The 24216-nt window shown below is 45.5% G+C and carries 26 protein-coding genes; 15 read left to right on the top strand and 11 right to left on the bottom strand.

Annotation, left to right across the window (positions count from 1 at the left end; translation table 11 throughout):
- Positions 1–48 precede the first annotated feature (48 nt).
- From EEX84_RS10145 to EEX84_RS10125, 5 genes are all read left to right on the top strand, one after another.
- Complete coding sequence (locus tag EEX84_RS10145) at positions 49–1242, top strand: cytochrome P450 family protein (RefSeq protein ID WP_123165523.1); 1194 nt, start codon at positions 49–51, stop codon at positions 1240–1242.
- 97 nt (positions 1243–1339) lie between these two features.
- The gene (locus EEX84_RS10140; protein WP_123165522.1) at positions 1340–2641 is read left to right on the top strand and encodes a DUF2254 domain-containing protein; all 1302 of its coding nucleotides are present in this window, start codon (positions 1340–1342) and stop codon (positions 2639–2641) included.
- A 50-nt stretch (positions 2642–2691) separates the two neighbouring features.
- Complete coding sequence (locus EEX84_RS10135) at positions 2692–3747, top strand: mechanosensitive ion channel family protein (protein ID WP_123165521.1); 1056 nt, start codon at positions 2692–2694, stop codon at positions 3745–3747.
- Between the two features lie 101 nt (positions 3748–3848).
- The gene (locus EEX84_RS10130; RefSeq protein WP_123165520.1) at positions 3849–4454 is read left to right on the top strand and encodes a YflT domain-containing protein; all 606 of its coding nucleotides are present in this window, start codon (positions 3849–3851) and stop codon (positions 4452–4454) included.
- A gap of 110 nt (positions 4455–4564) precedes the next feature.
- On the top strand, positions 4565–4966 hold the full coding sequence (locus EEX84_RS10125; protein ID WP_123165519.1) for a YndM family protein: 402 nt from the start codon (positions 4565–4567) through the stop codon (positions 4964–4966).
- Positions 4967–5001: 35 nt separating this feature from the next.
- Here the strand turns inward: EEX84_RS10125 and EEX84_RS10120 are convergent, their stop codons facing one another.
- Positions 5002–6321, bottom strand: a complete 1320-nt coding sequence (locus EEX84_RS10120) for a hemolysin family protein (protein ID WP_123165550.1) — start codon at positions 6319–6321, stop codon at positions 5002–5004.
- Positions 6322–6526: 205 nt separating this feature from the next.
- On the opposite strand from EEX84_RS10120, the gene kynU reads away from it, so the two are divergent.
- Both kynU and kynB read left to right on the top strand, forming a co-directional pair.
- Positions 6527–7780 carry a kynureninase gene (kynU, locus tag EEX84_RS10115; protein WP_123165518.1) on the top strand — a complete coding sequence of 418 codons (1254 nt, stop codon included), beginning with the start codon at positions 6527–6529 and terminating at the stop codon, positions 7778–7780.
- A 3-nt stretch (positions 7781–7783) separates the two neighbouring features.
- Positions 7784–8404: an arylformamidase gene (kynB, locus tag EEX84_RS10110; RefSeq protein ID WP_123165549.1), complete on the top strand. Its 621-nt coding sequence runs from the start codon at positions 7784–7786 to the stop codon at positions 8402–8404.
- 43 nt (positions 8405–8447) lie between these two features.
- Here kynB and EEX84_RS10105 read toward each other — a convergent pair whose 3' ends face one another.
- The 3 genes from EEX84_RS10105 to EEX84_RS10095 form a co-directional block, all read right to left on the bottom strand.
- Positions 8448–8882, bottom strand: coding sequence for a phosphatase (locus EEX84_RS10105; RefSeq protein WP_123165517.1), 435 nt, complete (start codon positions 8880–8882; stop codon positions 8448–8450).
- 163 nt (positions 8883–9045) lie between these two features.
- Complete coding sequence (locus tag EEX84_RS10100; protein WP_123165516.1) at positions 9046–9564, bottom strand: universal stress protein; 519 nt, start codon at positions 9562–9564, stop codon at positions 9046–9048.
- A 238-nt stretch (positions 9565–9802) separates the two neighbouring features.
- The gene (locus EEX84_RS10095) at positions 9803–10006 is read right to left on the bottom strand and encodes a YheE family protein (RefSeq protein WP_123165515.1); all 204 of its coding nucleotides are present in this window, start codon (positions 10004–10006) and stop codon (positions 9803–9805) included.
- A 52-nt stretch (positions 10007–10058) separates the two neighbouring features.
- On the opposite strand from EEX84_RS10095, the gene EEX84_RS10090 reads away from it, so the two are divergent.
- The 3 genes from EEX84_RS10090 (at position 10059) to EEX84_RS10080 (ending at position 12470) form a co-directional block, all read left to right on the top strand.
- A complete protein-coding gene (locus EEX84_RS10090) occupies positions 10059–11240 on the top strand; it encodes a DUF445 domain-containing protein (protein WP_240033956.1) in 1182 nt (393 codons plus the stop codon).
- A 12-nt stretch (positions 11241–11252) separates the two neighbouring features.
- Positions 11253–11600, top strand: a complete 348-nt coding sequence (locus EEX84_RS10085) for a YlbF family regulator (protein WP_123165514.1) — start codon at positions 11253–11255, stop codon at positions 11598–11600.
- Positions 11601–11690: 90 nt separating this feature from the next.
- Complete coding sequence (locus EEX84_RS10080; protein ID WP_123165513.1) at positions 11691–12470, top strand: enoyl-CoA hydratase; 780 nt, start codon at positions 11691–11693, stop codon at positions 12468–12470.
- A 283-nt stretch (positions 12471–12753) separates the two neighbouring features.
- Here the strand turns inward: EEX84_RS10080 and EEX84_RS10075 are convergent, their stop codons facing one another.
- Complete coding sequence (locus EEX84_RS10075) at positions 12754–12939, bottom strand: YhzD family protein (protein ID WP_123165512.1); 186 nt, start codon at positions 12937–12939, stop codon at positions 12754–12756.
- A gap of 126 nt (positions 12940–13065) precedes the next feature.
- On the opposite strand from EEX84_RS10075, the gene EEX84_RS10070 reads away from it, so the two are divergent.
- The 5 genes from EEX84_RS10070 (at position 13066) to yhaM (ending at position 20296) form a co-directional block, all read left to right on the top strand.
- Positions 13066–13965: an ABC transporter ATP-binding protein gene (locus EEX84_RS10070; RefSeq protein ID WP_123165511.1), complete on the top strand. Its 900-nt coding sequence runs from the start codon at positions 13066–13068 to the stop codon at positions 13963–13965.
- Complete coding sequence (locus tag EEX84_RS10065) at positions 13958–15202, top strand: ABC transporter permease (RefSeq protein ID WP_123165510.1); 1245 nt, start codon at positions 13958–13960, stop codon at positions 15200–15202. The genes EEX84_RS10070 and EEX84_RS10065 overlap by 8 nt, the downstream gene beginning before the upstream one ends.
- A gap of 99 nt (positions 15203–15301) precedes the next feature.
- On the top strand, positions 15302–16516 hold the full coding sequence (locus EEX84_RS10060; protein ID WP_123165509.1) for a metallophosphoesterase family protein: 1215 nt from the start codon (positions 15302–15304) through the stop codon (positions 16514–16516).
- Positions 16517–16520: 4 nt separating this feature from the next.
- Entirely contained in the window at positions 16521–19358 is a 2838-nt protein-coding gene (locus tag EEX84_RS10055; protein WP_123165508.1) for an ATP-binding protein, read from the top strand.
- Positions 19355–20296: a 3'-5' exoribonuclease YhaM gene (gene yhaM / locus EEX84_RS10050; protein ID WP_123165507.1), complete on the top strand. Its 942-nt coding sequence runs from the start codon at positions 19355–19357 to the stop codon at positions 20294–20296. The genes EEX84_RS10055 and yhaM overlap by 4 nt, the downstream gene beginning before the upstream one ends.
- Positions 20297–20342: 46 nt before the next feature.
- On the opposite strand, the gene EEX84_RS10045 is transcribed toward yhaM, so the two are convergent.
- The 6 genes from EEX84_RS10045 to EEX84_RS10020 all read right to left on the bottom strand — a co-directional run bounded on the left by EEX84_RS10045 (position 20343) and on the right by EEX84_RS10020 (position 24034).
- The gene (locus EEX84_RS10045) at positions 20343–21230 is read right to left on the bottom strand and encodes a peptidylprolyl isomerase (protein ID WP_123165506.1); all 888 of its coding nucleotides are present in this window, start codon (positions 21228–21230) and stop codon (positions 20343–20345) included.
- Positions 21231–21337: 107 nt separating this feature from the next.
- Positions 21338–21523 carry a hypothetical protein gene (locus tag EEX84_RS16680; RefSeq protein WP_123165505.1) on the bottom strand — a complete coding sequence of 62 codons (186 nt, stop codon included), beginning with the start codon at positions 21521–21523 and terminating at the stop codon, positions 21338–21340.
- A 60-nt stretch (positions 21524–21583) separates the two neighbouring features.
- Positions 21584–22129, bottom strand: a complete 546-nt coding sequence (locus tag EEX84_RS10035) for a DUF3267 domain-containing protein (protein WP_123165504.1) — start codon at positions 22127–22129, stop codon at positions 21584–21586.
- A 109-nt stretch (positions 22130–22238) separates the two neighbouring features.
- Positions 22239–22796, bottom strand: coding sequence for an HTH-type transcriptional regulator Hpr (locus EEX84_RS10030; protein WP_123165503.1), 558 nt, complete (start codon positions 22794–22796; stop codon positions 22239–22241).
- A 127-nt stretch (positions 22797–22923) separates the two neighbouring features.
- Positions 22924–23379 carry a YtxH domain-containing protein gene (locus EEX84_RS10025; protein ID WP_123165502.1) on the bottom strand — a complete coding sequence of 152 codons (456 nt, stop codon included), beginning with the start codon at positions 23377–23379 and terminating at the stop codon, positions 22924–22926.
- Between the two features lie 124 nt (positions 23380–23503).
- Positions 23504–24034: a tryptophan transporter gene (locus EEX84_RS10020; protein ID WP_123165501.1), complete on the bottom strand. Its 531-nt coding sequence runs from the start codon at positions 24032–24034 to the stop codon at positions 23504–23506.
- Between the last annotated feature and the right edge of the window lie 182 nt (positions 24035–24216).

Below are 24216 nucleotides of genomic sequence, written 5' to 3'. Positions count from 1 at the left end.
TCATGGTGACCCATGTGCGGGTATAGGAAAGAAAAAGGAGGAGAAGCAATGAGCTCACATCATCCAGAAGAAGCCAAGTTATTTTCAAAAGACTTTATCCGGAATCCTTATCCGGCATATAACAAAATCAGGGAAATCAATCCGGTTCACCAAGTGCGGTTTCCGGACGGCCAGCAGGGCTGGCTGGTGACGTCCTATCCGGAAGCGGTGGATGTTTTGACCGATCAGCGCTTCATCAAGGATTATTCGAAATTGTTTGGGGGCAGCATGGACCAAATGAGCGTATTTACACAGAATATGCTGTTCTCTGATCCTCCCGATCATAAACGGTTGCGGGGGCTTGCTCAAAAAGCATTTACACCGAAAATGATTTCGGGGATGCGTGGGCGGATTCAGGAAATTACCGACGAACTGCTGAATGATATGGAGGGCAAAAGCGAAATAAATTTAATCGACGAGTTTGCGTTTCCGCTTCCCATTATTGTTATCTGTGAAATTTTAGGTGTACCGTCAGAAGACCGAAACAACTTCCGGACCTGGTCCAATGCATTGATAGAAGGAACCAGTGGAGAAGCGGAAGTCAGCATGTACCAGCACATGACGGATTTTATTCAGTATTTGAGTGAATGGTTTTCGAAAGTAAAAGAAAATCCGGGAGAGGACTTGATCAGCAAACTCGTACTTGCAGAAGAGGAAGGGGACCGGCTGAGCGAAAAGGAACTTTATGGAGTGGTGTCGCTTCTCATCATTGCAGGCCATGAGACGACGGTGAATTTAATCGGCAACAGCGTCTTGGCGTTGCTTGAAAACCCCTCACAAAAAGCTTTATTGGAACAGCAGCCGCACTTAATCAGCCAGGCGATTGAGGAAGCTCTCCGTTTTAACGGACCAGTGGAATTCAGTACGTCCCGTTGGGCAGGAGAAGACATGGAATTCCATGGAAAAAGCATTCATAGAGGTGAGCTTGTGACGGTTTCCTTGAATGCGGCAAACCATGATCCGGAAATTTTCCCTAATCCGGAGCTGTTTGATATCAACCGGGAAAAAAGCCCCCATTTGGCGTTCGGAAAAGGCATTCATTTCTGTCTCGGTGCCCCACTGGCCCGGCTGGAGGGGGAAATAGCCCTTACCAGCCTGCTGAATCGCTTCCCAAATATGAAACTGAGAGTGGATGAGCAGGAACTGGAGTGGCGTCCGGGCATGATTGTCAGAGGCGTCAAAGAAATTCCGCTCTCCGTTTGAACAAAAGGCCGGAATCCGTTCCGGTCTTTTTTGGTGTTTGTCCAAAGAAGGGAAAGGGAAAAAGTACATATGAACAGCCGGGGGAGGAGGAATGGATATGGAAAAGATCACCTATTGGTTTAAAGAGAAGTTTTGGGTAACACCGGCCGTATACAGTTTGCTGGCTGTCGCATTGTCCGTTATTTTCTTTTACGTGGATTTATTGGTCGTTGAGCGTTACAGAGAATACATACCATCCATTCTGCTTACAAACGTGGATTTAGCAAAGACCATTATGGGCGCTTTGGCTGGAGCTTTATTAACAATGACAACCTTTACGTTCTCCACCATCCTTGTCGTCTTGACGATGTACTCTTCCCAGTTTTCCCCAAGAACATTGAAGAATTTCGTGCATGACCGGCTTACATGGCGCGTATTGGGTATTTTTCTTGGCGGCTTTGTCTACAATACGTTGTCGCTGCTGTTCATGCGTGATGATTTATATAGCCATAATGTGATTTCCACATTCGTCGGAATTTTAATTGCATTCTTTTGTCTGTCCGCATTCGCTTATTTTGTGCATCACATTGCTTCCACCATTCAAGTCAGCAAATTGATCATTGGACTTGTGGAAGATGCGGAACGGGTAATTTCCCTCTATGAAAAACTGGAAGATGAACAAGCCGGAAATCCAGGACAGTGGGCTCCTGTAGGCATCAAAGAAGCCGTCCGGGCCGAAACATCCGGATACGTCCAGTTCATTTCCTTTGATAAAATGAAGGACTTTTCGCTGGAACATGAAGCCAAAATCGAACTGCATGTTAAAACTGGGGATTTCGTATACGAAGGCAAGCCTTTGGCTACCATTTACCTGAAAAAATCTTCCGGTAAAGATCTTTCCGAATTTTGGGTTATCGGCCAGGAAAGGACCACCGAACAGGACGTCGATTTTGCTTTGCAGAAGCTGGTAGAAGTTGGGCTGCGGGCGATTTCACCAGGCATCAATGATCCGAACACCGCCAATGAAATCCTGGCACGGATTGGAAGGCTTCTGGGAAGACTGGGGTGTTTGGAGTTGGGCCCACAGCATATAGAAAATAAGGAAGGAGAAAAAGTGATTTTATATCCTTTTTTTTCTTACAAGGAAATCTTATATCATGTCTATTATCAGGTTTCCCATTACGGCAAAGAAGATATCTCGGTCCTGGCAGCGGTGACAGAGTCGCTGGGAATTGCGGCGGCAATGGGAGATTCCCGCCATCATGAAGCGCTATGGAATATGGAGCTTTATGTTCTGGAAGGATTGGAAGCACAGCAATTGAAAACACTTGACCGTGATTTTCTTCAGAAAAAGATCGACGAATTGGCGGACGCGGTGAACAAGCGCCCCGTTAACCTGCACACCTTGGAAGGGGATTGAAGAAGCATCTCTACACTGAGTGAGGATGACTCAGTCAAAGGAGGAAAGAAATGGATAATACGCAGCTTTTTCAAGGAATTGAAATTTTAAGGGATTTGTCAGTCCGTGAGTTTTTTATGTTCTTTGTCTACTTATCTTTGATTTTCGCAGTGAAATCAGGAATTCAGTGGTTGTTAAAGTTGATATTCCGATCGGAGAATTTCAAAGAGCGGACATTCCCTATTATCGAAGATGTCCTCAACTGGGTTGCCTTTTACAGTGCCATCTTATTGTTTTTATTTTATTTTTCCAAAGAACAATGGCTGTTCACCCCTTTTTACACGACAGAAGGGGTGGAAATTTCCATTTTCCTCATAGTCGTAGCTGTTATGATTGTCACCTTTGCAAGTCGCCTTGTGAAAGCATTCAACCGACATATCATGCCTTTTATATATGAACAGTTCGATGTCGATATCGGGTTGAGTTTTACAATCAACCGCTTGATCTATTATTCTGTCATGTTTTTGGCGCTGGCGGTCAGTTTTACGACAGTGGGGTTGGATTTGACAGCTTTGGGAGTAGTCTTCAGCGTACTCGGAATCGGAATCGGTTTTGGTGTGCGGAATATTGCGGCAAACTTTGTGTCAGGCATCATCATTTTGTTTGAACGGCCGATGGAAGTGGGAGAAATGGTCGAAATCGATAAAAAGATCGGTAGGATTACGAAGATCAAACTGCGTTCAACGGTTGTCGAAACATTGAAAGACGGAACGCTTGTCGTGCCGAACCAGTATTTCATTGAACAAATCGTCAAAAACCGTTCCAGTGCGGAACTGTTTGCGCGGGTCGTGGTCAGTGTGGTATATGGAAGCGACACACAGCGCATTGAACAACTGCTGCAACAAGCCGCAGAGAAAGAAGTGCAGGCCATGGAAGGAGTGCCGGGAACCCCTCCGGATGTCCGCTTCATCGAATTCCGCAATTCTGCCATGGATTTTCAAGTAGAAGTCCATGTGGTCAATGTGGAAATGAAACAAGCTCTCGAAAGCAGGCTGCGTCATTCAATCGCCACGTTGTTTTTTGAAAACGATGTGCAGCTTGCGGCCATTCCGCCAGTCGAGCAGTGATTCAATGTCATGAAAGGAAGCAGAGTTTAAAAGATTTCCAGAAGGGAATTCAGCTAGAAAAGAAAGAAAATTTCAACTAAACTCTTAGGAGGCGACAGGAAATGGCAAAACAATCAGTAGTCGGATATTACAATAATGAAAATGAAGCAATTGAAGCGATTGAGGATTTAAAACGACAGGGTTACCGGCCGGAAGATATTTCAGTGCTCAGCAAAGACAAAGACGAGACAGAAAAAGTAACAGAAGAAACCGGAACTCATGCTGGTGAAGGTGCAGCAACAGGTGCTGTAACAGGAGGAGCACTTGGCGGACTCGGAGGCGTGCTGGCAGGGCTTGGGGCACTGGCCATCCCGGGAATTGGTCCGATTGTTGCGGCAGGTCCCATTGTGGCTGGTTTGACAGGAGCTGCTGCAGGGGCAGGGATCGGTGGACTTGCCGGTGCATTAATTGGTTTAGGAGTGCCGGAAGAAGAAGCAAAAGAATATGAAACGCGGTTTAATGAAGGGAAAATCCTGGTTTTGATCGATGATGAAAACCGGCCGCTTTCAAAGGCCAGAGACCGTGAAGATGTAGCCTATACACCTGAAACGGGAGAGCGCGGCGCAGATACTCAAGTGGATGATACAAGAAGGATGGATGCAAGCGAGCCGATCATCGGAGCTCCGCACGATGACGCAAAAGATAAAATAGATCGATCAGGTCTCTGAAGACGAAACGTACAGTACTTTTCGAAATGGTTTTTTATGCTAGAAGATGATTATAGACAGCGGAGCGGGGTAAACAAACTATAACCACAAGAAAAAAGGAGGAACAAGCATTGAACCATGTAAAAGCTCTTATCATCAAGTTTGTAATGATTGCTGCCGTCCTTTTGATTGTTCTGACCGGGTTTTTCGACGTATCCTTCATGGACTCGATTTGGATCAGCCTTGTCCTGACGGTAGTAGCTTATGCCATGGGAGATCTGATGATTTTCCGTAAGACCGGAGGTGCAGCAGAGCGCACGAAACGGAATGCGATTGCGACCATATCCGATATCGTTGTTGCGTTTCTGGTGATCTGGCTGATGGGCGAAGCATTGGTCGGAGGAAATGTCGATATCATCACAGCTTCCATCATTTCCGCTTTAGTCATCGGGGCTGGTGAATGGTTCTACCATATTTATCTGGACCGCAGCGTCTTCCCCGAGAAACACAACCATACAACAACAGCACATTAACGGAAAAAGGCTCCTTCAAGGGAGCCTTTTTTTCGTTACTCTTCTTCAATTTCCATCTCCGGCAATTTCTGGACTTCTAAATACAATATATGATGGCCATCAATATCTTTGATCAGGAATTCGTAGCCCTGCTCGACAATTTTCTGCCCTTTGATGGCATCAAAGCTTTTGGTCATGAACCAGCCACCGATGGTATCGATGTCTTCTTCCTCGATTTCAATGCCCAATGTATCATTGACGGTTTCAATCAGCATCTTAGCGTCGAATATGTAATGATCTTCCCCGATTTTTTGAACTTCCGGCACTTCATCAATATCGAATTCATCGCGGATGTCACCGACAATTTCTTCGATAATATCTTCAATAGTCACCAGCCCGGAGGTGCCGCCATATTCATCGCGCAGAATGGCCATATGGATCCGTTCCCGCTGGATTTTCAGCAACAATTCACTGACGGGCATCGTGTCAATCACCTGAATGATCGGCAAAGCGAAAGAAGAAACCGGCAAATCTCCGTTTGACGAATTTTTGATATAGGCCGTCAGCAGGTGTTTCATATTGATTACACCAATAACGTTGTCTTTGTCACCGTCAGTGATCGGGTAACGAGTGAATTGTTCGACTCCGATCAAATCGAAGACTTCTTTTAAGGTCATGTCTTTTTCGATGGTACTCATTTCTGTCCGAGGGACCATAATTTCCTTGGCAATCCGGTCATCAAACTCAAAAATCTTATTGACGTAGGCGTATTCAGACGAGTTGATTTCGCCGCTTTTCAGACTGTCGGACAACAACATACGCAAATCTTCTTCTGTGTGTCCCATTTCGGAACGGGATACCTGCTGGATGCCGAACAACCCGGCTACAAAACGTGTAAGGCCATTAAAAACCCAAATAAAAACATACAACAGGCGATACGCTGCAAGAAGCGGCTTTGCAGTGGCCAATGTAATTTCTTCCGCTTTGTGGATGGCAATCGTTTTTGGTGTCAGTTCACCAATCACTACCGACAGGAGTGCCACCGCAAGAAAAGCAAGCAAGAAAGCAATCGCTGTAGAAATACTATCCGGTATATTAAAAGTGGCGATCCAAGGGCGCATTAGCTGTTCCACGGCAGCATGGCCGAGCCAGCCAATCCCCAACATTGACATCGTGATGCCGACTTGGCAGGTAAACAGGTAATTATCAACATTTGTCACAACTTTTTTGGCAGCCAGGGCATGTTTATGCCCTTCTTCAACCAATTGGTCTATTCGAGTTGAACGTACTTTTACAATCGCATATTCACTGGCTGAAAAAAAAGCAGTGGCAGCGAGTAAGATAGCAAAAGCTGATAATTGTATGGGTATGTCCAAATAATTCCTTTGCTCCAGTCTCAAATGGGAAAGTGGAACAAAGTCTGCACCTCCTACGGTGAAAGAATAAAGTATTTTAATGATAAAAGATAATTGGAAAAAAGACAAACCTCTCCGTGAAATAATTTGCGGAATTTTGATTTTATTTGTAAAAGCAATCCGTTATGATGAAAAGAGCATGAAATTTTATAGAGGAGGGCATCACATGCCTACAGTGAAAGAGTTGGATCGTTCAGATTCATTGGCACATTTTAAAAAAGAGTTTTACCGGACAGAAGGGCAATTATATATGGATGGCAATTCGCTTGGATTGATGTCGAAAAGAGCGGAGAACAGGCTGAACGAACTGATGGACAGTTGGAAAATACATGCTATCGATGGTTGGACGGAAGGAGAAAATCCCTGGTTTACATTGGCTGAAGACATGAGTGCCCGCATCGCACCCCTTGTAGGAGCTCATGCACACGAAGTCATGGTGACAGGTTCCATCACGTCGAACATTCATCAAATGTTGTCCACGTTGTTTCGACCGACACCAGACCGCTCGGTGATCCTCGTTGATGAGTTGAATTTTCCATCTGACATCTATGCAGTGGAAAGCCATTTGCGATTACGAGGATTAGAACCGGAAACGGCCATGCGGAAAGTTAAAAGTACGGATGGATATACACTGGAAATGGCAGATATACTTCAAGAGCTGAGAGAAGATGTCGCCGTACTGCTGCTTCCCTCTGTTCTGTACCGTAGCGGACAATTATTGCCATTGCGGGAAATAACGGAAGCGGCACACGCAAAAGGGATTCTGGTCGGCTTCGACTTGGCCCATTCCATCGGCGCGATGCCACACGAATTGCATGAATGCGGTGTCGATTTTGCCGTATGGTGCCATTATAAATACATGAATTCAGGTCCGGGGGGAACCGGTGGCCTGTATATCCACGAACGGCATCATCACCTGTCACCAGGCAATGCCGGGTGGTTCGGTTCCGAGAAAACAAAGCAATTCGATATGGACCATCAATTTACTAAAGCACAAGGCGCAGGGGCTTATCAGGTTGGCACCCCCAATATCTTCAGCATGGCTCCGCTGCTCGGCAGCATTGAACTGTTTGAAGAAGCCGGCATCGATTCCATTCGCAAAAAGTCGTTGGAGCTGACACGGCTGTTAAGGCAACTGGCTGCTGAACACATTCCGGAATTGCAGGATGTCACACCGAAAGCTGATGAGGAGCGGGGCGGCCATATCGCATTCGCTCACCCGGAAGCGGCCCGGATCTGCAAGGCATTAAAACAAGCGGAAGTCGTGCCGGATTTCCGCGCACCAAATATTATCCGTCTGGCGCCGATCGCTTTTTATACTTCCTACAGCGATGTGGAAGAAATGGTCAGCCGTCTGAAAAATATTATGGCAAACGAATTGTATAAGAATTTTTCCAACGAACGAAATGTGGTGGCGTAAATGATGGACAGGGAAATAATCGATATTTCAATGGAGCTTGCAGAAGCCACTCCCGAATGGCCTGGAGATACGCCATTTGAGTACCGTCTTGCTGTCACCAAAAAACAGAGCGGTTCGGTGAATATCGGGGAAATGAAATCCAGCACCCATATGGGTACACACATCGATGCGCCGTTCCATTACGATGATGATGGGTTGACAGTGGGCGAATTGCCGTTGGATGTCTACCTTACCAAAGCACAGGTTATGGACGTGGCCGGCCTTGAAACAGTAGGTCAGCCGGATTTGAAAAAGTTGCTGCCGGGAGTCCAGGCTGTTTTGCTGAAAACAAATTCCTGGAGAGACCGTTCCAGATTTCCGGACAGCTGGCCGGTGTTTGACCCTTCAATTGCAGAATGGATGGCAGAAAATGATGTCCGGCTGCTGGGCGTCGATGTGCCGTCAGTAGACCCGGAAACCAGTAAGGAATTACCAATGCACCATGCCATGAACCGTTTCGCAAGATTCATCCTGGAAGGGATTGTCCTGGACGAAGTACCAGAAGGCACCTATCAGCTCGCTGCCCTGCCACTGAAGATCAAAGGAGCGGAAGGCAGCCCGGTGCGCGCAGTTCTTTATCGATAATTTGCTGCAAAAAAGACCTTCACCTGTTTACCGGGTGAAGGTCTTACATGTAGTTGGAACGAAAATAAGGTTCCAGCTCTTTTATATTCATCGCTATCTCTTCACAAACCTCTTGGTATAAAGCCCATTGTTCTGCTTCATCAGTCGCTCGAAGTTCAGGGCTGCGGATGTCCCATTTCAGAACTTTTTGAGTAGGCAGATCCGAAGGGATTTCTCCTTGTTCGAATTCACCATCGTGCAAAGCTATGATTAAATCAGCTTCACCCACTTCTGAAGAGTTGTAAAATCTTGGTTGTACATTGGGTAAATCCAACATAATTTCTTTCATGATTTCCACTGGCGTATCGGTCATTAGTGGCTGATTCCATGCAGCGCTCCTGACATCCCAGTTCGGAAGTTTTAAACGGTTAGCCCAAATCTCAGCCATGAGACCACGATGCTGGTGTGAAGACAGAAAGTAAACGGTATGTTTCGGCATGGCTGATACCTTCTTCCTCTGATCAAGTTTTCTGTTGTACTAGTAATCTTTACCCACTACACAGCTCTTTAAACTAGTAAGTAAAAGGACATCATGTTAATAAAATACAAAAAAAGAAAAATGGTTAGCGGAGAAGTGTGGACAATCGGGAAAAGCGGGATTTTTATTTTACTACCAGAACAGAGCAGGCAGCTTCTTTGATCAGCTTTCGGCTGACAGATCCGACAAAGAACTTCTGCAAACCGGACTTCCCGCTGTTTCCGACGACTAGTAAGTCGATTTTCTGTTCCTCAATAAAAGCAGGGATGGTTTTGGAAGCGGTTCCTTCCAATGCCAGTACAGAAGCCTCCACACCTTTCGCATCAAGTTGCTGCTGGATGGAATTATGCATGTACTTGGAATACTCCATCGGCGACGTTTCCAACCCTTGGGCCGAATCGTATTCTTCGTCGTTGACGACAGGAGGCAACGACTGGGTGGAAGTGCTGTCCAGAGTCGGTGAAAAAATGGGAGCGGACGTCCCGGGACTGTCAAGCAAACTGACGTTCTCCTGGAATTCTTCATTCACATAAATGATGGAAAGCTTGATATCGGGAAGTGCCTGTTTCATCTCAACGGCTTTGTCAAACGCCAATCGGCTTCCATCAGATCCGTCGTATGCTACGGCCATATTCTTATACATTTTGAATCACCTCAGGGGATTATTTTCTTATTATTAAACTACCCCTCTTCAGTGCTGCAAAAACATGGACAGGGTCCGGCGGGGCAGCAGTTGGATTCTTACAGAAAGCTTATGTGTACAGTGTGTCCGTTAAGCAGCTCACATTCGATTCATGCTGAATGCAAATGCTGTTCATTGAAGGCGGTCTTGCCTATAATAAATAAATGGAATGAAAAAAGCGCTGGAACTTTCCAGCGCTTTAATCGTATACATGAAATAGCATCAATTCGTGAATCATTTCTTTCACGGTTTCTTCGTCTTCCGGTGTTTTCGACAGCCAGACGATACTGCCGTCGGGATGATATTCTCCGGTGATGCGTTCGTTCCGGTAAAAAAACGATATATTCCAGCCGGGCAATTGGCGGTTTTCGAACATCGGTTTAAATTTAAAATGCTGCAGCATATGACCCCTCCTTTGCCTCTCCACATTATCATTATAGGCGGAGTTTGGCGGATTGACAAAGAAGAAAAAGAAGAGAGTGACGATTTTGGATATTTTAGTGATTTTATTGTTGATGGCATTAATCGGCGCTTTGATCGGGGGAGTTACCAATCTGATCGCCATAAAAATGCTGTTCCGTCCATACAAACCACTTTACATCGGTTCATGGAGATTGCCGTTCACCCCAGGAGTCATTCCGAAGAGAAGAGATGAACTGGCCAGCCAGCTGGGCAGTACGATCGTCGAGCATCTTTTGACTCCGGAGTCGTTTAGAAAAAGGTTTTTGAACGCAGAGATGCACCAAAAAACAGAGAATTGGATTCAACGGCAATTACAGAAATATGTTTTCAATTCACCAAACAGTTTCAATGACTGGCTGGCATCAGCTGGGCAGGAGAATATGCAGGCCAAAGCGGAAGCGAAGCTGGACGAGTTGGTGGACCTGCAATATGCATCCATCCGTAAACGGATAGCGGGAAAAACAGTGGGCGACTTGATGCCTGACAATTGGAAGCAGGAAACCGACCAAAAAATATGGCGGTCGGTCAAGTACGCAGTAGACCGGGGAAGCGATTATTTCTCATCTGTGGAAGGGCGGCGGGCCATCAAGGTGCTGCTGGATGAATTCTTTGCCACGCGCGGCCGTTTTGGGAATATGCTGCATTCTTTATTGGGAGAATCGACTTCGTTGGTGGACCGGATCCAATCAGAAATCATCAAATTTTTAAATTCCCCGAAAACATTTGAATTGTTGGCTTCTTTAGTTTATGAAGAATGGGAAAAACTGCAGGAACGTGAGGCTGACAAGCTTTTGTCAGAATTTGACCTGGAACCGGCTGTGGATTCAATCAAAGAATATGTAAGAGAAAAAGCCGATATTCCAGGTCGCTTAAACGCAACACTTGCAGAGACTTGGCCTCGGGGGTTAGAATGGACAGGTGAAAACTTTACTCCCCTTGTCACGGATTTCATATTCCAGCAAGGCGAGTTGAAGATGGAAGAGACGATGCAAAAGATCAATATCGAAGGCATGGTCAAAGAGCAAGTCGATTCTTTGCCGTTGAGTCGAATGGAAGAATTGGTCCTGGGGATTTCACGGAAAGAATTTAAGATGATCACGGTACTGGGCGCTTTTCTGGGTGGATTGATCGGCATAATCCAAGGATTGCTTGTCACGGCACTGAATTTAATGTAGAGGAGAATTATAATGGCAGTAAACATTTATGACGACATCAACAAATTGGAAAGCACGTTCCGCAGTACAGAGGAGTTCGAAAAATTAGAAGCAGCTGTTGAGTCAGTAAAAGCAGACAACGAAGCGAACGAATTGTTCAAAAGCTTCCGCGATCTTCAAATTTCACTTCAGCAAAAACAGTCGCAAGGCGAAGAAATTTCTGAAGAAGAAATGATGAGCGCACAAGAGACAGCACAAGCAGCTCAGCAGAACCCGAAAATCTTGGCAATGCTGGAAGCAGAAATGGGCTTGAGCCAAATGATCGAAGAAGTAAACCGTGTATTGATCAAGCCAGTACAATCCCTTTATGAAAGCATGTAAGATTATTAATAATTAAAGGGTTTTCCACTAAAGACACCGAATACGTAAAGGTGAATGACTATTCATCTTTACGAAGGGGTGTCTTTTTTTATGTATGAAACAATTGAATTGAACAAGGAAGGGCGTACGGCTCATTTAATCATGAAGCGGCCGAAGTCAATGAATGCGATGAACGGCAAAATGATGAAGGAACTGGCGGATTGCTTTGATTCTTTATTGCAGGATTATACTGTTCAAGTATTGATCATCCACGGCGAAGGCAAAGCGTTTTCAGCTGGGGGCGATATCAAGGAAATGATGGATCCGGATCAGCCGATGGATATGAGTCTGGTGATGGAAGACCTGAAGCGGTTATCGAAGGCCCTTTATACATTGCCGCAAATAACCATTGCAGCGATTCACGGGGCTTCCGCCGGGCTTGGCTTCAGTATTGCACTGGCTTGTGATCACGTAATCGCGGAAGAAAACAGCAAGCTGGCGATGAATTTTATAGGTATCGGCCTTGTGCCGGATGGCGGCGGACATTTCTTCCTGAAAGAACGGGTCGGCGTTCCGAAGGCGAAGCAATTGATATGGGCAGGACAGACACTGAAAGCACATGATGCCCTGGCCAAAGGGCTGATCGACGAAGTGACTGCAGAAGGCCGTGCATTGGAACATGCCGAAGCGTATGCCAAAGAAGTGCTCGCTTCTCCGGTCCGGGCCAAATTGGAATCGAAGAATATTCTGCACCAATTGAAAGTGGATGAACTGGAGAAAGTATTGGAACGGGAAGCGGCAGCTCAAACAGCGATGCGCCAATCAGAAGACCACTTGGAAGGCATACAGGCATTTGTTGAGAAACGGAAACCGGCGTTTAAAGGGATATAAAAAAGAATAAGCTTTTCGAAAGCACCTAAAATAAAACAGGTGGAGAAAATGAATTAATTTCTCCACCTGTTTTTAATGTTATTATCGCTTCTGTTTCCTTATTCTCTCGATTGCGCATAAAATCACTCTCTACAAGTGAGCAAGGCTGATTGGAGTAGAGGCGGCGACTCCTGCGGGAAAGCGGAGTGATGAGACCCCGCAGGAGCTTGCGACGAGGAGGCTCAGCGCTTCGCCCGCGGAAAGCGTCCGCCGGAACGGAAAACAGCCACTTTCTTTATAAATTTCACGAATGGAACAATAACAGTTTCCCGGCAGGCGAAGCAAGGCGATGCGTTTGCTTCACTAACTCTTTTTCTTCCAGAATTTCTCTTCCTTTTTTTCTTGCCTCTTCATCATTTTCTGCTGTAAACGTTTCTTCCATGATCAGTTTTCCGGTTTGTTCGAATGCAGTCAATTTGTACGTTCTCATGAAAATCCAATCCTTTCTGAATGCTTATTCAGTTTAAGTATAAAGGGTTTGAAGAAAAATGTCCTCGGATTTTGAAACATTTTGAAAATAAGTCCGTATAAATGAAAGTGAAAGGCAGGGATAAAGATGGCTTTAGAAGTAAAAGGTGCGACAAAAAAATTTGGTGGCTTCACCGCAGTGGATGATTTACATCTGTCCGTAGATCAAGGACAGATGTATGGCTTCCTTGGAGCCAATGGGGCGGGGAAAACAACAACTTTCCGGATGATCCTCGGTTTGCTGGATCCGACTGAAGGGGAAGTCCGTTGGAACGGCAAATCCATTACATACGCAAGCAGCCCGGAAATCGGTTATTTACCGGAAGAACGGGGGTTATATCCGAAGATGAAAGTTGAAGAACAGCTCATCTATCTGGCACAGTTGAGGAAAATGCCGAAAAGCGAAGCAAAAAAACAAATGGAGCATTGGCTTGACCGCTTTGAAGTACCTCATTACGCAACCAAAAAAGTGGAAGAATTATCGAAAGGCAATCAGCAAAAAATTCAACTCATTGCGGCTCTTCTGCACAATCCGTCATTGCTGATCCTGGATGAACCGTTTTCAGGGCTCGATCCGGTCAATGTCGAGATGCTCAAGAGCGCCATCCTGGATTTCCAGAAGCAGGGAGCGACCATCATTTTCTCCAGTCATCGTATGGACCATGTGGAAGAGCTGTGTGATGATATGAGCATCCTGGATCACGGGAAAGTGGTGGTCAGCGGATCCATCCGTGAAGTCAAACGATCATTTGGCAAACAAAATGTCCGGATCAAAATGGACAGTGAGTTGTCAGGGCTGGCAGATGTGCATGGAGTCGAAAATTATACGGCGACCCACGATGGTGCCCTGTTTCGAATCTCAGACGAAACGGCAGCGGAGCGACTGTTGGAAGAGGCGTTAAAACTCGGGAAATTGAGGCATTTCGCCATAGAAGAACCTTCCCTGGAAGAAATTTTCATCGCGAAGGTGGGCAAAGCTTATGCATAATTTCTGGATTATATTCAAACAGGCTTTTATGCCAAAAGCCAAAACGAAATCATTTATCATTACGACGGTGATTGTAGCAGCCGCTTTTTTTCTGATGGCGAATCTGCCGAATATCATCTCTGTATTTCAGGGCTCTGAAGAAGACGGATCCGTTCTGCATGTAGTGGATGAAACAGGGGAATTATTCCCGCAATTTCAGCAGCAGCTAGAAGTCGCAGACAGTGATACACAAGCGATGCAGACAGAGCTGTCGGAACAGGAATTGACGGAAGGGATCAGGGAAGGGAGCATCGAGGCATACTTGGTGCTGGAGCAGGGAGAACAATTGTCTGCACGATATGTCGCGGAGTCCGCCAATGAATTTACAGGAGACATAGAGAGTGCTTTACAGGCTATGCAGACGGCGCAAACTGCCGAAACACTTGAGTTGAGCGAGGAGGAAATGACAAGTTTGTTTATGCCGGTCTCTTTCGAACGGGAAACAGTGTCTGAATCCTCAAAATCACAGGAAGAGTTGAGCCAGGCGAGGGGACTTGTCTATATTCTCATCATGCTCATTTATGTGGCAGTCATCTATTATCCCAATATGATTGCGATGGAAGTGGCCAACGAAAAATCTTCCCGTGTGATGGAGATCCTGATTTCAAGTGTGTCTCCGGTCAAGCATATGTTTGCGAAGATAGCCGGGGTTGGGACGCTCGGTATACTCCAGATGCTGATTTTCGGATTAGCGGGATATACGGCGATCAAAACTGCAGGAACGGATTTGACAGAAGGATTTTTCAGTGTTTTCGGATTTTCAGATGTGAAAATTGAGACATTCCTGTTTGCTGTTTTATTCTTTCTTCTCGGTTATTTTCTCTATGCAGTACTGGCGGCGTTACTGGGTTCACTGGTCAGCCGGACAGAAGATGTCCAGCAGCTGATGCTGCCGATGATGTTTTTGATCATTATCGCTTCCCTCATCGCTTTTTCAGGGATCGGTATGCCGGAAGCCACCTATGTCACCATTGCTTCTTATATTCCATTCTTCACGCCGCTGGTGATGTTTCTGCGTGTCGGCATGCTGGACCTGCCATTATGGGAGCCGTTGCTGGCAATTGCCATCATGCTGGCGACCATTGGGTTATTGGGATGGTTCGGAGCCCGCGTATACCGTGGAGGTGTCTTGATGTATGGGTCTTCCCAATCGCTGAAAGACATCCGAAAAGCAATCCGGTTGGGGAATAATAAATGAAGAAAAGGACTGCTGGCAGAAAAATTCTGCCGGCAGTTTTTTTCGTGTCCTATTCATGGTAAAATAGGAACAAATATTCGGTTTTGAAGGAGTCATAAAATGGGCCATATACGATTTATCCATGCGGCGGATTTGCATCTCGGCAGTCCTTTCATCGGTATGAAGGGGCTGCAGAAAGAACACTGGCAAGCGCTGAAAGACAGTACATTTGTCGCGTTTGACCGTTTGATTGAGTATACCGTAAACGAGCGTCCCGATTTTCTGCTGATAGTCGGCGATATTTATGATGGAGAAAACCGAAGCCTGCGGGCGCAGCACCGATTTCAGCTTGGCATGCAGCGTCTTCACGAACAAGGGATCCCTGTCATCATCAGCTATGGAAACCATGATCATTTGAGCGGCAAATGGACCCGTTTCGAATTGCCGGACAATGTCTTTGCTTTTGATGCTGCTGTCGGCCAAATCCGGCTGGATACGGCAGGCGGTCCTGTCAGCATCACCGGCTTCAGTTACGGGGAACGGCATATCAAAGAATCCGTTGTCAATCGTTACCCCCAAGCTGAAGAGCGGGACGTTTTGCATATTGGGATGCTGCATGGCAGCATGGAAGGCGATACAAACCATGCCGTGTACGCACCTTTTACAAAAGAACAGTTGCTCAGCAGGAATTACGATTACTGGGCACTTGGCCATATCCACAAACGGCAGGTATTGCATCAGGATCCTCCGATCGTCTATCCGGGAAATCTCCAGGGCCGCCACCGGAACGAAGCGGGAGCCAAAGGATTCTATGATGTAACCTTGTCGAAACAGCAAGTAAATCAGCACTTTGTTGAAGCTTCAGCCATTCAATTTGTGACCATACCGATCAACTGCAGCGGAATTGCCCATATGAATGAATTGCTGGAGTTGTGTGCAGAGACGCTGGAAACATGGGGAGATCAAGGACCGATGATAGCTGATCTCCGATTTACCTCTATTGACGAAGAAACAGCCGGATTATTCGATGCCGTTACAGAGACTGAGTTGATGGAAACGGTCAGAGAAACTGCAGAGGTGCTGGATCGCTTTGTTTGGATCGATCAGCTGGTTTTCGAGAGTCCGCAGCTGGATTCCGAAACCTCGCCGCTCAGCGAAAATCTCATCGATGTGCTGACCGGTTGGGAATTGAATGACTGGAAAGAGGTTTTAAAAGAGCTGTACAGGCATCCGAAAGGAAGCAGGTATCTTGAAACGTTAAACGATTCTGCAACACAGGAAATTGGCCGGCTTGCTGTAGAGAAAATACGTCATGACATGCAGCTGAAGGAGTGAACTGATGAGAATTGAAAAAGCGATCATTTATGGATTCGGCAAACATGAAGACCGGACCATCGAGTTCAATGACCAGGCCACCATTTTCCACGGTCCAAATGAGGCGGGGAAAACCACCATCCAGCAATTCATCATCCAGACTTTGTTCGGCTACCCGGCACGAAATCTGTCTTTGCAGCGCTACGAACCAAAGTCCGGAGGGAAATATGGTGGTCAGCTTCATATCAACGATCAGGTTTACGGGAAAGTCATCATTGAACGGGTCAAAGGCAAGTCTGCCGGCGATGTAACTGTCTTCTTCGAAGATGGAAGACGTGGCAGTGAAGAACAACTGAAGCTGCTGTTGCGCAATTATGACCGGTCGTCATTTGAAGCGGTGTTTTCTTTTTCCATCCATGAGCTTCAAGGATTGGAGAAGATGACCGAAGAGGAATTGAGCAGAACGTTACTCGCTTCAGGCACCACCGGCATTGATACGATTGCCAAAATGGAAACACGTCTGGAAAAGGAAATGGCCGGCTTGTTTAAAAAAGGCGGACGCAATCCGGACATGAACATTCTGATTGAAGAATTGAAGGAAATAGATCGGGAAATCAAAGACTACAGAGCCCGTATCGAACAATATGAACCTTCAGTGAGAAGAGTAAAGGAAATCGAACAGCGGCTGGAAAAAGTGAGCAGGGAAGAAAAGCGGGTAAGCGATGAGTTAAAACAAGCGGAAAAATGGTTTCAGGCAGCACCGTTGATTGAAAGAAAAAAGAACCTGGATGAAAAAATTGCAGGTTTGCCAAATAGGGACTTCCCGGCGGATGGCAGTCGGCGTATGGACCGAATCATCGACCGCATTTCGGAAACCCGTGCTCAGCTGGAGCATGTGGAACAAGAAATGGCTTCACTGAACGCGGACAGCTTTGTTTCTCCGGAACTGGATCAGATCGAACACTTATTGAATCAGGAGTCGGAATGGCATCAATTGCGTGCACTGCTTCGACAAAAAACAGAAGAAGCAGAACAGCTGGCAGATGATCAAGAGAGGCTTATGGCACTGGTCGGCATGGAAGAACAGGAAATTTTGAAAAGTGATGTTTCGTTAAACAAAGAAGAGCAACTGGTGGAATTCATCCAAAAAGCGGATGTAGAAGAAGAAAACCGCCGTTATCACCAGCGGAAGTTAGCAGAAGAGCAGGAAAAAGCAAACGAACTTGAGAAAGAATGGAATGCTTTTCTTCAGCATCAGCCTTCAGCAGGAGAACGGGCTGGCGCACAGAAATGGTCTTCTGCAAAAGTACAATTGGCTGAAGCAAGAGCCGCCAAGCGTATACAGGGTCCGATCAAAAATCCCGGGGCCAATTATCTCCTGATTGTCCTGGGGGCATTGGGCCTGGTCTATGGCATTCTGCAAACCAATTACCCAGTAGCCGTGATTGCCCTGCTGGTCGCTGTGGCCGGAGTTTGGCAGGTTGTAAAAAGCGGCAAGAACCTGCCATCGACAGACGGCTATGAAGAGGTATTAAAAGAGTATGAAGGCAGGGAAAGTGAATTTGAAACGCTGGTCCGCCGACTGGACATTTATGACCGAAAAGCAGAAGACATGAAAAGAGACCTGGAAGCTGCCAAGAAGAGAGTGGCACAGCTTTCCAGCGATCCAGAAAAACTTTCGGCAAAACAGGCATATGAGCAATTCCTGGCGGAAATGGGCATTGACCCATCTTCCAACCGTTCCGTTGTACTCGACTTGTTTGAAAAACTGCGCGAAATCCAAGCTATTCATTCACGTCGCCAACGGGTGAAGGAAGAGACTGCAGGAGCCACAGCACAATTGAACAAGTGGCTGCTGAAAGCGGAACAGGCAACAGGAAAGACAGTTGATGCAGATGGGTTATACGCCATGCTTCGTTCTGAATACCATGCTCGTCAACAGCGGTTGTCTGCACATCAGCAACAGCTGGAAAAATTGGAAGAATTGGAGAATCAACAAAAACAGCTGGAGACTTTATCGGATCAGCTGGAAAAAGACCGACGGCATTTATTGACTGAAGCAGGTGTGGAAGAAACGGAAGACTTTTATCGTGCATGGGAAGCAAACATGAAGAGAAAAGAGCTGGTGCAAGAACGGTCGCCGGTTGATGCACAGTTGGAGACGTTGGGAAAGGTCGAAAAACCTCTCAGCTTTGACGACAGCAGCGCGGCAGATTATATAGCAGATCAAGAAGGGCTACTGGCGAATTTGGCAGAAGAGCGAAAAGAGCTGCTCGCTGAACAGGCAGACAGACAACAAAGCATCAACGCCCTGTTATCAGATCAGGCATATGAAGAAAAGCTTCAGCAATTCGAGGAAAAGAAAGCGGAGCTTGCCGGACTCGCGAAACGCTGGTCGGTTGATAAAGCGATTACGGAAGCTATTAGACAGACGATGGAAGAGTTGAAAGAAAAGAAATTACCTGCGGTTATTGCGATCGCCCAGCAGTATTTCAATAAACTGACGGAGGGGGCCTATGAGCAATTGGAAATCAATCCCGACGGTTATTTTGAAGCGATAGCACCGGAAGGACTGAGGTTCCATATCGCTGAACTCAGCCAGGCAACAAAAGAACAGGCTTACGTGGCACTCCGGTTGGCGCTGGTACAGTCCATGAGGGAAAGCCACCCGTTTCCGGTCATCATGGACGACGCGTTTGTTCATTTCGATCGCAGCAGGCTGCAGCAAATGATAAACTTATTAACAGAGTTGCAGCAACAGCATCAGTTTATTTATTTTACATGCCATGACACCATGCAGCAGATATGGCCAAATGCCGGTGTTATTGAAGTGGCTACTAATGAGAGGGGGATTCATACATGACAAAAGGAATTACGCAACGTGCAGTAGGGGAGACGGTGGATACGTTCCTGCTCATCAAACAATCGACAAAAGGAGTCACAACTACAGGCAATCCATTCATGTCGCTCGTATTGCAGGATAAAAGTGGTGATATTGAAGCCAAACTGTGGGATACAAAAGATGAACATGAAGCCATGTACGCCGCAGAAACGATTGTCCGTGTAGGCGGTGAAATCCATAATTACCGGGGGAAAAACCAATTACGCATAAAGAGTATCCGCCCTGCGAAGCCGGAAGAAAAGAAAAGTATCAGTGATCTCGTCCCTTCTTCTGAGAAAAGCACAGACGAGTTACTGGAAGAAATATTGAAATATCTGTTTGATATGCAAAATCCGCAGATTCAGCGTATTACGCGCCATCTGCTGAAGAAATACCAGGAGCGGATTCTGACATTCCCTGCAGCAACACGGAATCACCATGATTATGTGTCAGGACTTGCCGATCATGTGGTGTCGATGCTGAAACTCGGCAAATCCATTTGTGACATTTATCCGTCTTTGAATAAGGACCTGCTGTATTCAGGGATCATCCTGCATGACATCGGAAAGGTGTTTGAATTGTCCGGTCCCATTTCCACCAGTTACACAGTGGAAGGGAATTTGCTTGGCCATATTTCCATCATGGTCACGGAAATTTCCAAGGCAGCAGAAGAGCTGAGCATTGAAGGCGAGGAAGTGCTGCTTCTTCAGCACATGGTATTGTCCCATCACGGGAAAGAAGAATGGGGCAGCCCAAAAAAGCCGATGATCAAAGAAGCGGAAATTCTTCACTATATCGATAACATCGATGCCAAAATGATGATGCTCGACCGGGCGTTGGAAAAGACGAAACCGGGAGAATTTACGGAGCGATTGTTCCCGCTCGACAACCGTTCATTCTACAAACCCAATGTTCAATGAAGAAACCCCCGTCCTCTTTAGAGGGCGGGGGTTTTGCTGCTTGCTATTATTGAGCAGGAGCTGCTTGGGCATTCATGATTTCGTCCAATGCACCTTGCAATTCTTCGTCTTTGATATCGATATTGGCTTCTTCCATCATTTCCGCTACTTTCGGGATTAATGCAGCCTGGTCAGCTTTTGACATGGCAATATCGAGGCGAATTGACTCGCGCTGATCTTCCAGTGCCGGTTGATCTTCAACTTCCCGCTTTTCGGTAACCTGGATAATGTGGAAACCGAATTCCGACTGTACAGGTTCACTGATTTCATCGACTTCCAGGTTATAGGCAGCTTCTTCGAATGCCGGAACCATCTGACCGACTCCGAACCAATCCAGGTTGCCGCCATCTGCTGCAGAACCGTCAGTTGAATGCTCTTCAGCCAATTCAGCGAAGTCACCGCCAGCGTCCAATTCTTCCTTGATGGAAGTTGCAGTTTCTTCATCTTCCACGAGGATGTGGCGTGCGTTCAGTTCTGTACCTTGACGTTCATATTGTGCTTCAATTTCTTCGTCTGTTACTTCGACATCTTCAGTCAGCGCTTTTTCCTGCAGTAAATTCAAGCGAATCACTTTCCGGTAACTTTCTTCAGTCTGATTGTTTTGAGCAAGGAACTGTTCAAAGCTCTCACCCATTTGTTCTTTGTTGCTTTCGAATTCTTCGTCGACTTCTTCTTCGGTTACTTCGTATTGATCGCTGAGCACTTTTTCAATCATTAAAATCTGCACGGCTTGTTTTCCGACAGATGTTTTCATTTCTTCGTAAAGGTCGTCTTTTGTAATGTCTCCCACTTCAGAGGATACAACAACTTCACTGTCTCCTGAACCATTGTCGCTGCATGCTGACAACGCCAATACAGAGGCAGCCAAAGATAAAGTCAATATTGATTTTTTCATGTTTTCTCTCCTAACTTTCTTTCTGGATGTAAGTCTCACTTTAATTCAGACGCTCGCCGACCGGAAAAGTTTCATACAAAAAGTTCATTTGCTGAGGGCAAATGAACTTATGGAGTAAATTCTACGCCTACATATAAAGATACCAGTAATATCGTAATCAATATATTGATTGTACGGAATATTTTTTGATGGTTTTCTTCAGGGATTTCCCGTGAAGTGACAAGCGCATATGTCATTCGATTGATTTGGAATAAATAGAGTATCGAGAACACAACAACTAAGCCGATAATCATGAGCTTCCTCCCCTCTGACCTTAGGTTCTAGTATAACAAATACCGAGATAAAAAACAGGTTTAGGAAATTACTTGCGGCACAAGAATTTGAAACCCGTTTTCCGTTTCCTCGATCAGTGCGTATTTAGGTGAGCGGGATAAGTTCCGGATATAAACCAGATCAGTCAAACACAGCGCACAATGAAAAGCGAACAGCATCGCGAAATAATGACTGTAAGCCGGCATGCTGGCGACCAGCAGAATGATGCTTGAGTTGATCAGTAAAAAAGGAGAGATCAATGCGAAAATAAAATGCATTTTAGGAACCGGCTCTTTGATGCGCAATGAAATCAGCGGAATCAATCCCAGTTGTTTTTTAAAAACAAGGCGTATACTTCTTCGGCAACCGACAAGCGGCAGAAAATGGCATAGTTTATGAAGCGGATAAAGAGCGATCATCGACAACAGGAACAGCAGAAAATACTGATCCGATAAAGTGGCGGAATAGAATATATTCAATGCGACGTAAAAGATCATGAAAACACCAAGGCCACTTAGTGAAGACAGCATGAATAAACGGTCAAATCCGTATTGTTTTTTTACATTTATAGTTTTCCAGCAATGCATGCGATGCATCTCCTCTAAGTAAAATTCTCTTATGAGTCGATACATACAATACGATGATTTTCCGGGAAATGCAATAGGTTAATACATTAAATTTTTGAGAGGGCTTTCATCAATTCTCAATGGCTTCGATAATATGATTTTCCTCACTGAACTTTTCTTCGATGTTCTTAAAGGAAGCTTCGAAAATTTCCATAAAATCATCGCCATAGATATTTCGAATAACACACATGACATCCAGAAATTCCGGGAATTTTCCGTACAGATCACGCAGCGGCATCGCTCCATCGATCACTGAATGGGGAGTCTCGTGATAATTTTCAATCATCTCCGCCATCAGATCTTCTCCTTTTTTCGTCAATTCGACATATGTATTGCGCTTATCGGTATCGCGTTTTGAAAAAGCGAGCAACTCCCGCTCCTCTAATTTTTTTGAAAAATTAAAAGCAGTGGAAACATGCATGACGCCAAATTTGGCTACGTCGGAAATGGAAGCTCCTCGCAGGTGATAGGAAATCCATAGGATATGATGTTCGTTAATATTTAAATCATATGGTTTAATCCACATTTGCCAGTCTTTTTCTACTGCTTTCCATAGTGCTTTCGACAACTGGCCAATACGTTGGCTAAATAACATTGCTTCTTTCATCGTGTATTCCCGTTCATTCATAATACTGCACCAACTTCCCCCAAATATTTTTCTTTATTATAGCAGTAAAACAAAGAGGATTAAAGTGTGAATAATAAAAAAATTTAAAAGCCTAAAAAAAAACTGCCATTTAGGCAGTTTGTCATCCTTATTTGGACTCTTTGTCGGAGTCTTTATCGGAATCGTCGTCAGTGTCGCTGTACTCAATGTAGCTTTTCTTTTCCTGTTCTTGCTCATCGTCTTTTTTCTTGTTCTTGCTGATGGCCTTTTCCAGTGCTTCCATCGAATTCTGGATTGCCAGTATTTCAAGCTGAAGATGTTCTTTGGCGGGAGCCGTTTCTTCCTGCCATTTTTCCAACGATTTCTTCAACTCATCCATTGTTTCGGGGAGTTGTTCTTTTGCTTCGGTGGTCAGCTCAGACACCGACTCTTTCAAGTTATCAATTTTCTCTTTTACATCCGCTAATTTTTCTTTCCAATCGGAAGATGCAGTTTTCATGGAAGTGCGCAATTCTTTCCCGGATTGGGGTGTGGAAAATAATGTGGCTGCAGCTCCAGCTGCGAGTCCAGTAGTAAGTCCTAGAAAAAATGTTGATGCTTTCATCAGCCAAACGCCCCTTTCGTCCTATAACGTTGTTTTCCACTGTTTCAATTAATTAAAACATAAAGGTGAATGACTATTCAACGAAAAAAAGCTTTTCCCTGAAATACAGGGAAAAGCTTTTTCTTTATGCTGTTTGCGAAACGGCGGTTTCGAACTTCGACCGTTTGACCAATGTGATGACAATCGGATAGATCAAGGCGAACGCGATGGCGTTCAACGCCATTGCCGGCAATACCACCGTCGCAAAAAGCAGACTGAATGGAATATTGGCTCCAATGATGAAAATGGCAGCCGACAGGAAGACGCTCCCTGACAGGACCGTACCGCCCGCACATAGAATGATGGCAACTGGAAGTTTCGAAACAAATTTCTTCAACACAACTACAGCTGCAAAAAAGACAAACGCCGTTACAAATTTGTCAACGATATTCGGAAAAAATCCTCCCGGAAATGTGGAGAACAGGCCGGAAATGACTCCGGTTGTCACCGCCAGTAAAAATACCGACTTTACATTAGGGAACAGCAGGATCCCGACAAACATCATCGTCAGCATAAAATCGGGTTTCATGCCGCCGTTAATTCCGGGGATAATCACGTAAAGTGCAGCCCCTACGCTGACTAACAGCGCCATCAATACCAAGTTCTTCGTATTCATTTCTCATCTCTCCTCAGCTCAAAGCTAGTTTTGTTTTTCCTGGCGTGCCCTCGTGGCCGACAGCGAAAACTTATCATGATTCTATCTGTTACAGCGGTTTAAATCAAGCATTTTCAACTTATATAAGTTGAACTAATCATTTTAATCTGACGATATTCCGCAAAACAGCTGCGCTAAAACCC

The organism is Planococcus salinus (genome assembly GCF_003719725.1).
Lineage (GTDB): Bacteria > Bacillota > Bacilli > Bacillales_A > Planococcaceae > Planococcus > Planococcus salinus.
This window is presented reverse-complemented; position numbering and strand designations above follow the sequence as displayed.

Bases quoted from the DNA above. Each gene is read 5' to 3' on its own strand.
- EEX84_RS10145 (WP_123165523.1), top strand. From the start codon at position 49: ATGAGCTCACATCATCCAGAAGAAGCCAAGTTATTTTCAAAAGACTTT.
- EEX84_RS10140 (WP_123165522.1), top strand. From the start codon at position 1,340: ATGGAAAAGATCACCTATTGGTTTAAAGAGAAGTTTTGGGTAACACCG.
- EEX84_RS10135 (WP_123165521.1), top strand. From the start codon at position 2,692: ATGGATAATACGCAGCTTTTTCAAGGAATTGAAATTTTAAGGGATTTG.
- EEX84_RS10130 (WP_123165520.1), top strand. From the start codon at position 3,849: ATGGCAAAACAATCAGTAGTCGGATATTACAATAATGAAAATGAAGCA.
- kynU (WP_123165518.1), top strand. From the start codon at position 6,527: ATGCCTACAGTGAAAGAGTTGGATCGTTCAGATTCATTGGCACATTTT.
- kynB (WP_123165549.1), top strand. From the start codon at position 7,784: ATGGACAGGGAAATAATCGATATTTCAATGGAGCTTGCAGAAGCCACT.
- EEX84_RS10105 (WP_123165517.1), bottom strand. From the start codon at position 8,882: ATGCCGAAACATACCGTTTACTTTCTGTCTTCACACCAGCATCGTGGT.
- EEX84_RS10100 (WP_123165516.1), bottom strand. From the start codon at position 9,564: ATGTATAAGAATATGGCCGTAGCATACGACGGATCTGATGGAAGCCGA.
- EEX84_RS10095 (WP_123165515.1), bottom strand. From the start codon at position 10,006: ATGCTGCAGCATTTTAAATTTAAACCGATGTTCGAAAACCGCCAATTG.
- EEX84_RS10085 (WP_123165514.1), top strand. From the start codon at position 11,253: ATGGCAGTAAACATTTATGACGACATCAACAAATTGGAAAGCACGTTC.
- EEX84_RS10080 (WP_123165513.1), top strand. From the start codon at position 11,691: ATGTATGAAACAATTGAATTGAACAAGGAAGGGCGTACGGCTCATTTA.
- EEX84_RS10075 (WP_123165512.1), bottom strand. From the start codon at position 12,939: ATGAGAACGTACAAATTGACTGCATTCGAACAAACCGGAAAACTGATC.
- EEX84_RS10070 (WP_123165511.1), top strand. From the start codon at position 13,066: ATGGCTTTAGAAGTAAAAGGTGCGACAAAAAAATTTGGTGGCTTCACC.
- EEX84_RS10065 (WP_123165510.1), top strand. From the start codon at position 13,958: ATGCATAATTTCTGGATTATATTCAAACAGGCTTTTATGCCAAAAGCC.
- EEX84_RS10060 (WP_123165509.1), top strand. From the start codon at position 15,302: ATGGGCCATATACGATTTATCCATGCGGCGGATTTGCATCTCGGCAGT.
- EEX84_RS10055 (WP_123165508.1), top strand. From the start codon at position 16,521: ATGAGAATTGAAAAAGCGATCATTTATGGATTCGGCAAACATGAAGAC.
- yhaM (WP_123165507.1), top strand. From the start codon at position 19,355: ATGACAAAAGGAATTACGCAACGTGCAGTAGGGGAGACGGTGGATACG.
- EEX84_RS10045 (WP_123165506.1), bottom strand. From the start codon at position 21,230: ATGAAAAAATCAATATTGACTTTATCTTTGGCTGCCTCTGTATTGGCG.
- EEX84_RS16680 (WP_123165505.1), bottom strand. From the start codon at position 21,523: ATGATTATCGGCTTAGTTGTTGTGTTCTCGATACTCTATTTATTCCAA.
- EEX84_RS10035 (WP_123165504.1), bottom strand. From the start codon at position 22,129: ATGCATTGCTGGAAAACTATAAATGTAAAAAAACAATACGGATTTGAC.
- EEX84_RS10030 (WP_123165503.1), bottom strand. From the start codon at position 22,796: ATGAATGAACGGGAATACACGATGAAAGAAGCAATGTTATTTAGCCAA.
- EEX84_RS10025 (WP_123165502.1), bottom strand. From the start codon at position 23,379: ATGAAAGCATCAACATTTTTTCTAGGACTTACTACTGGACTCGCAGCT.
- EEX84_RS10020 (WP_123165501.1), bottom strand. From the start codon at position 24,034: ATGAATACGAAGAACTTGGTATTGATGGCGCTGTTAGTCAGCGTAGGG.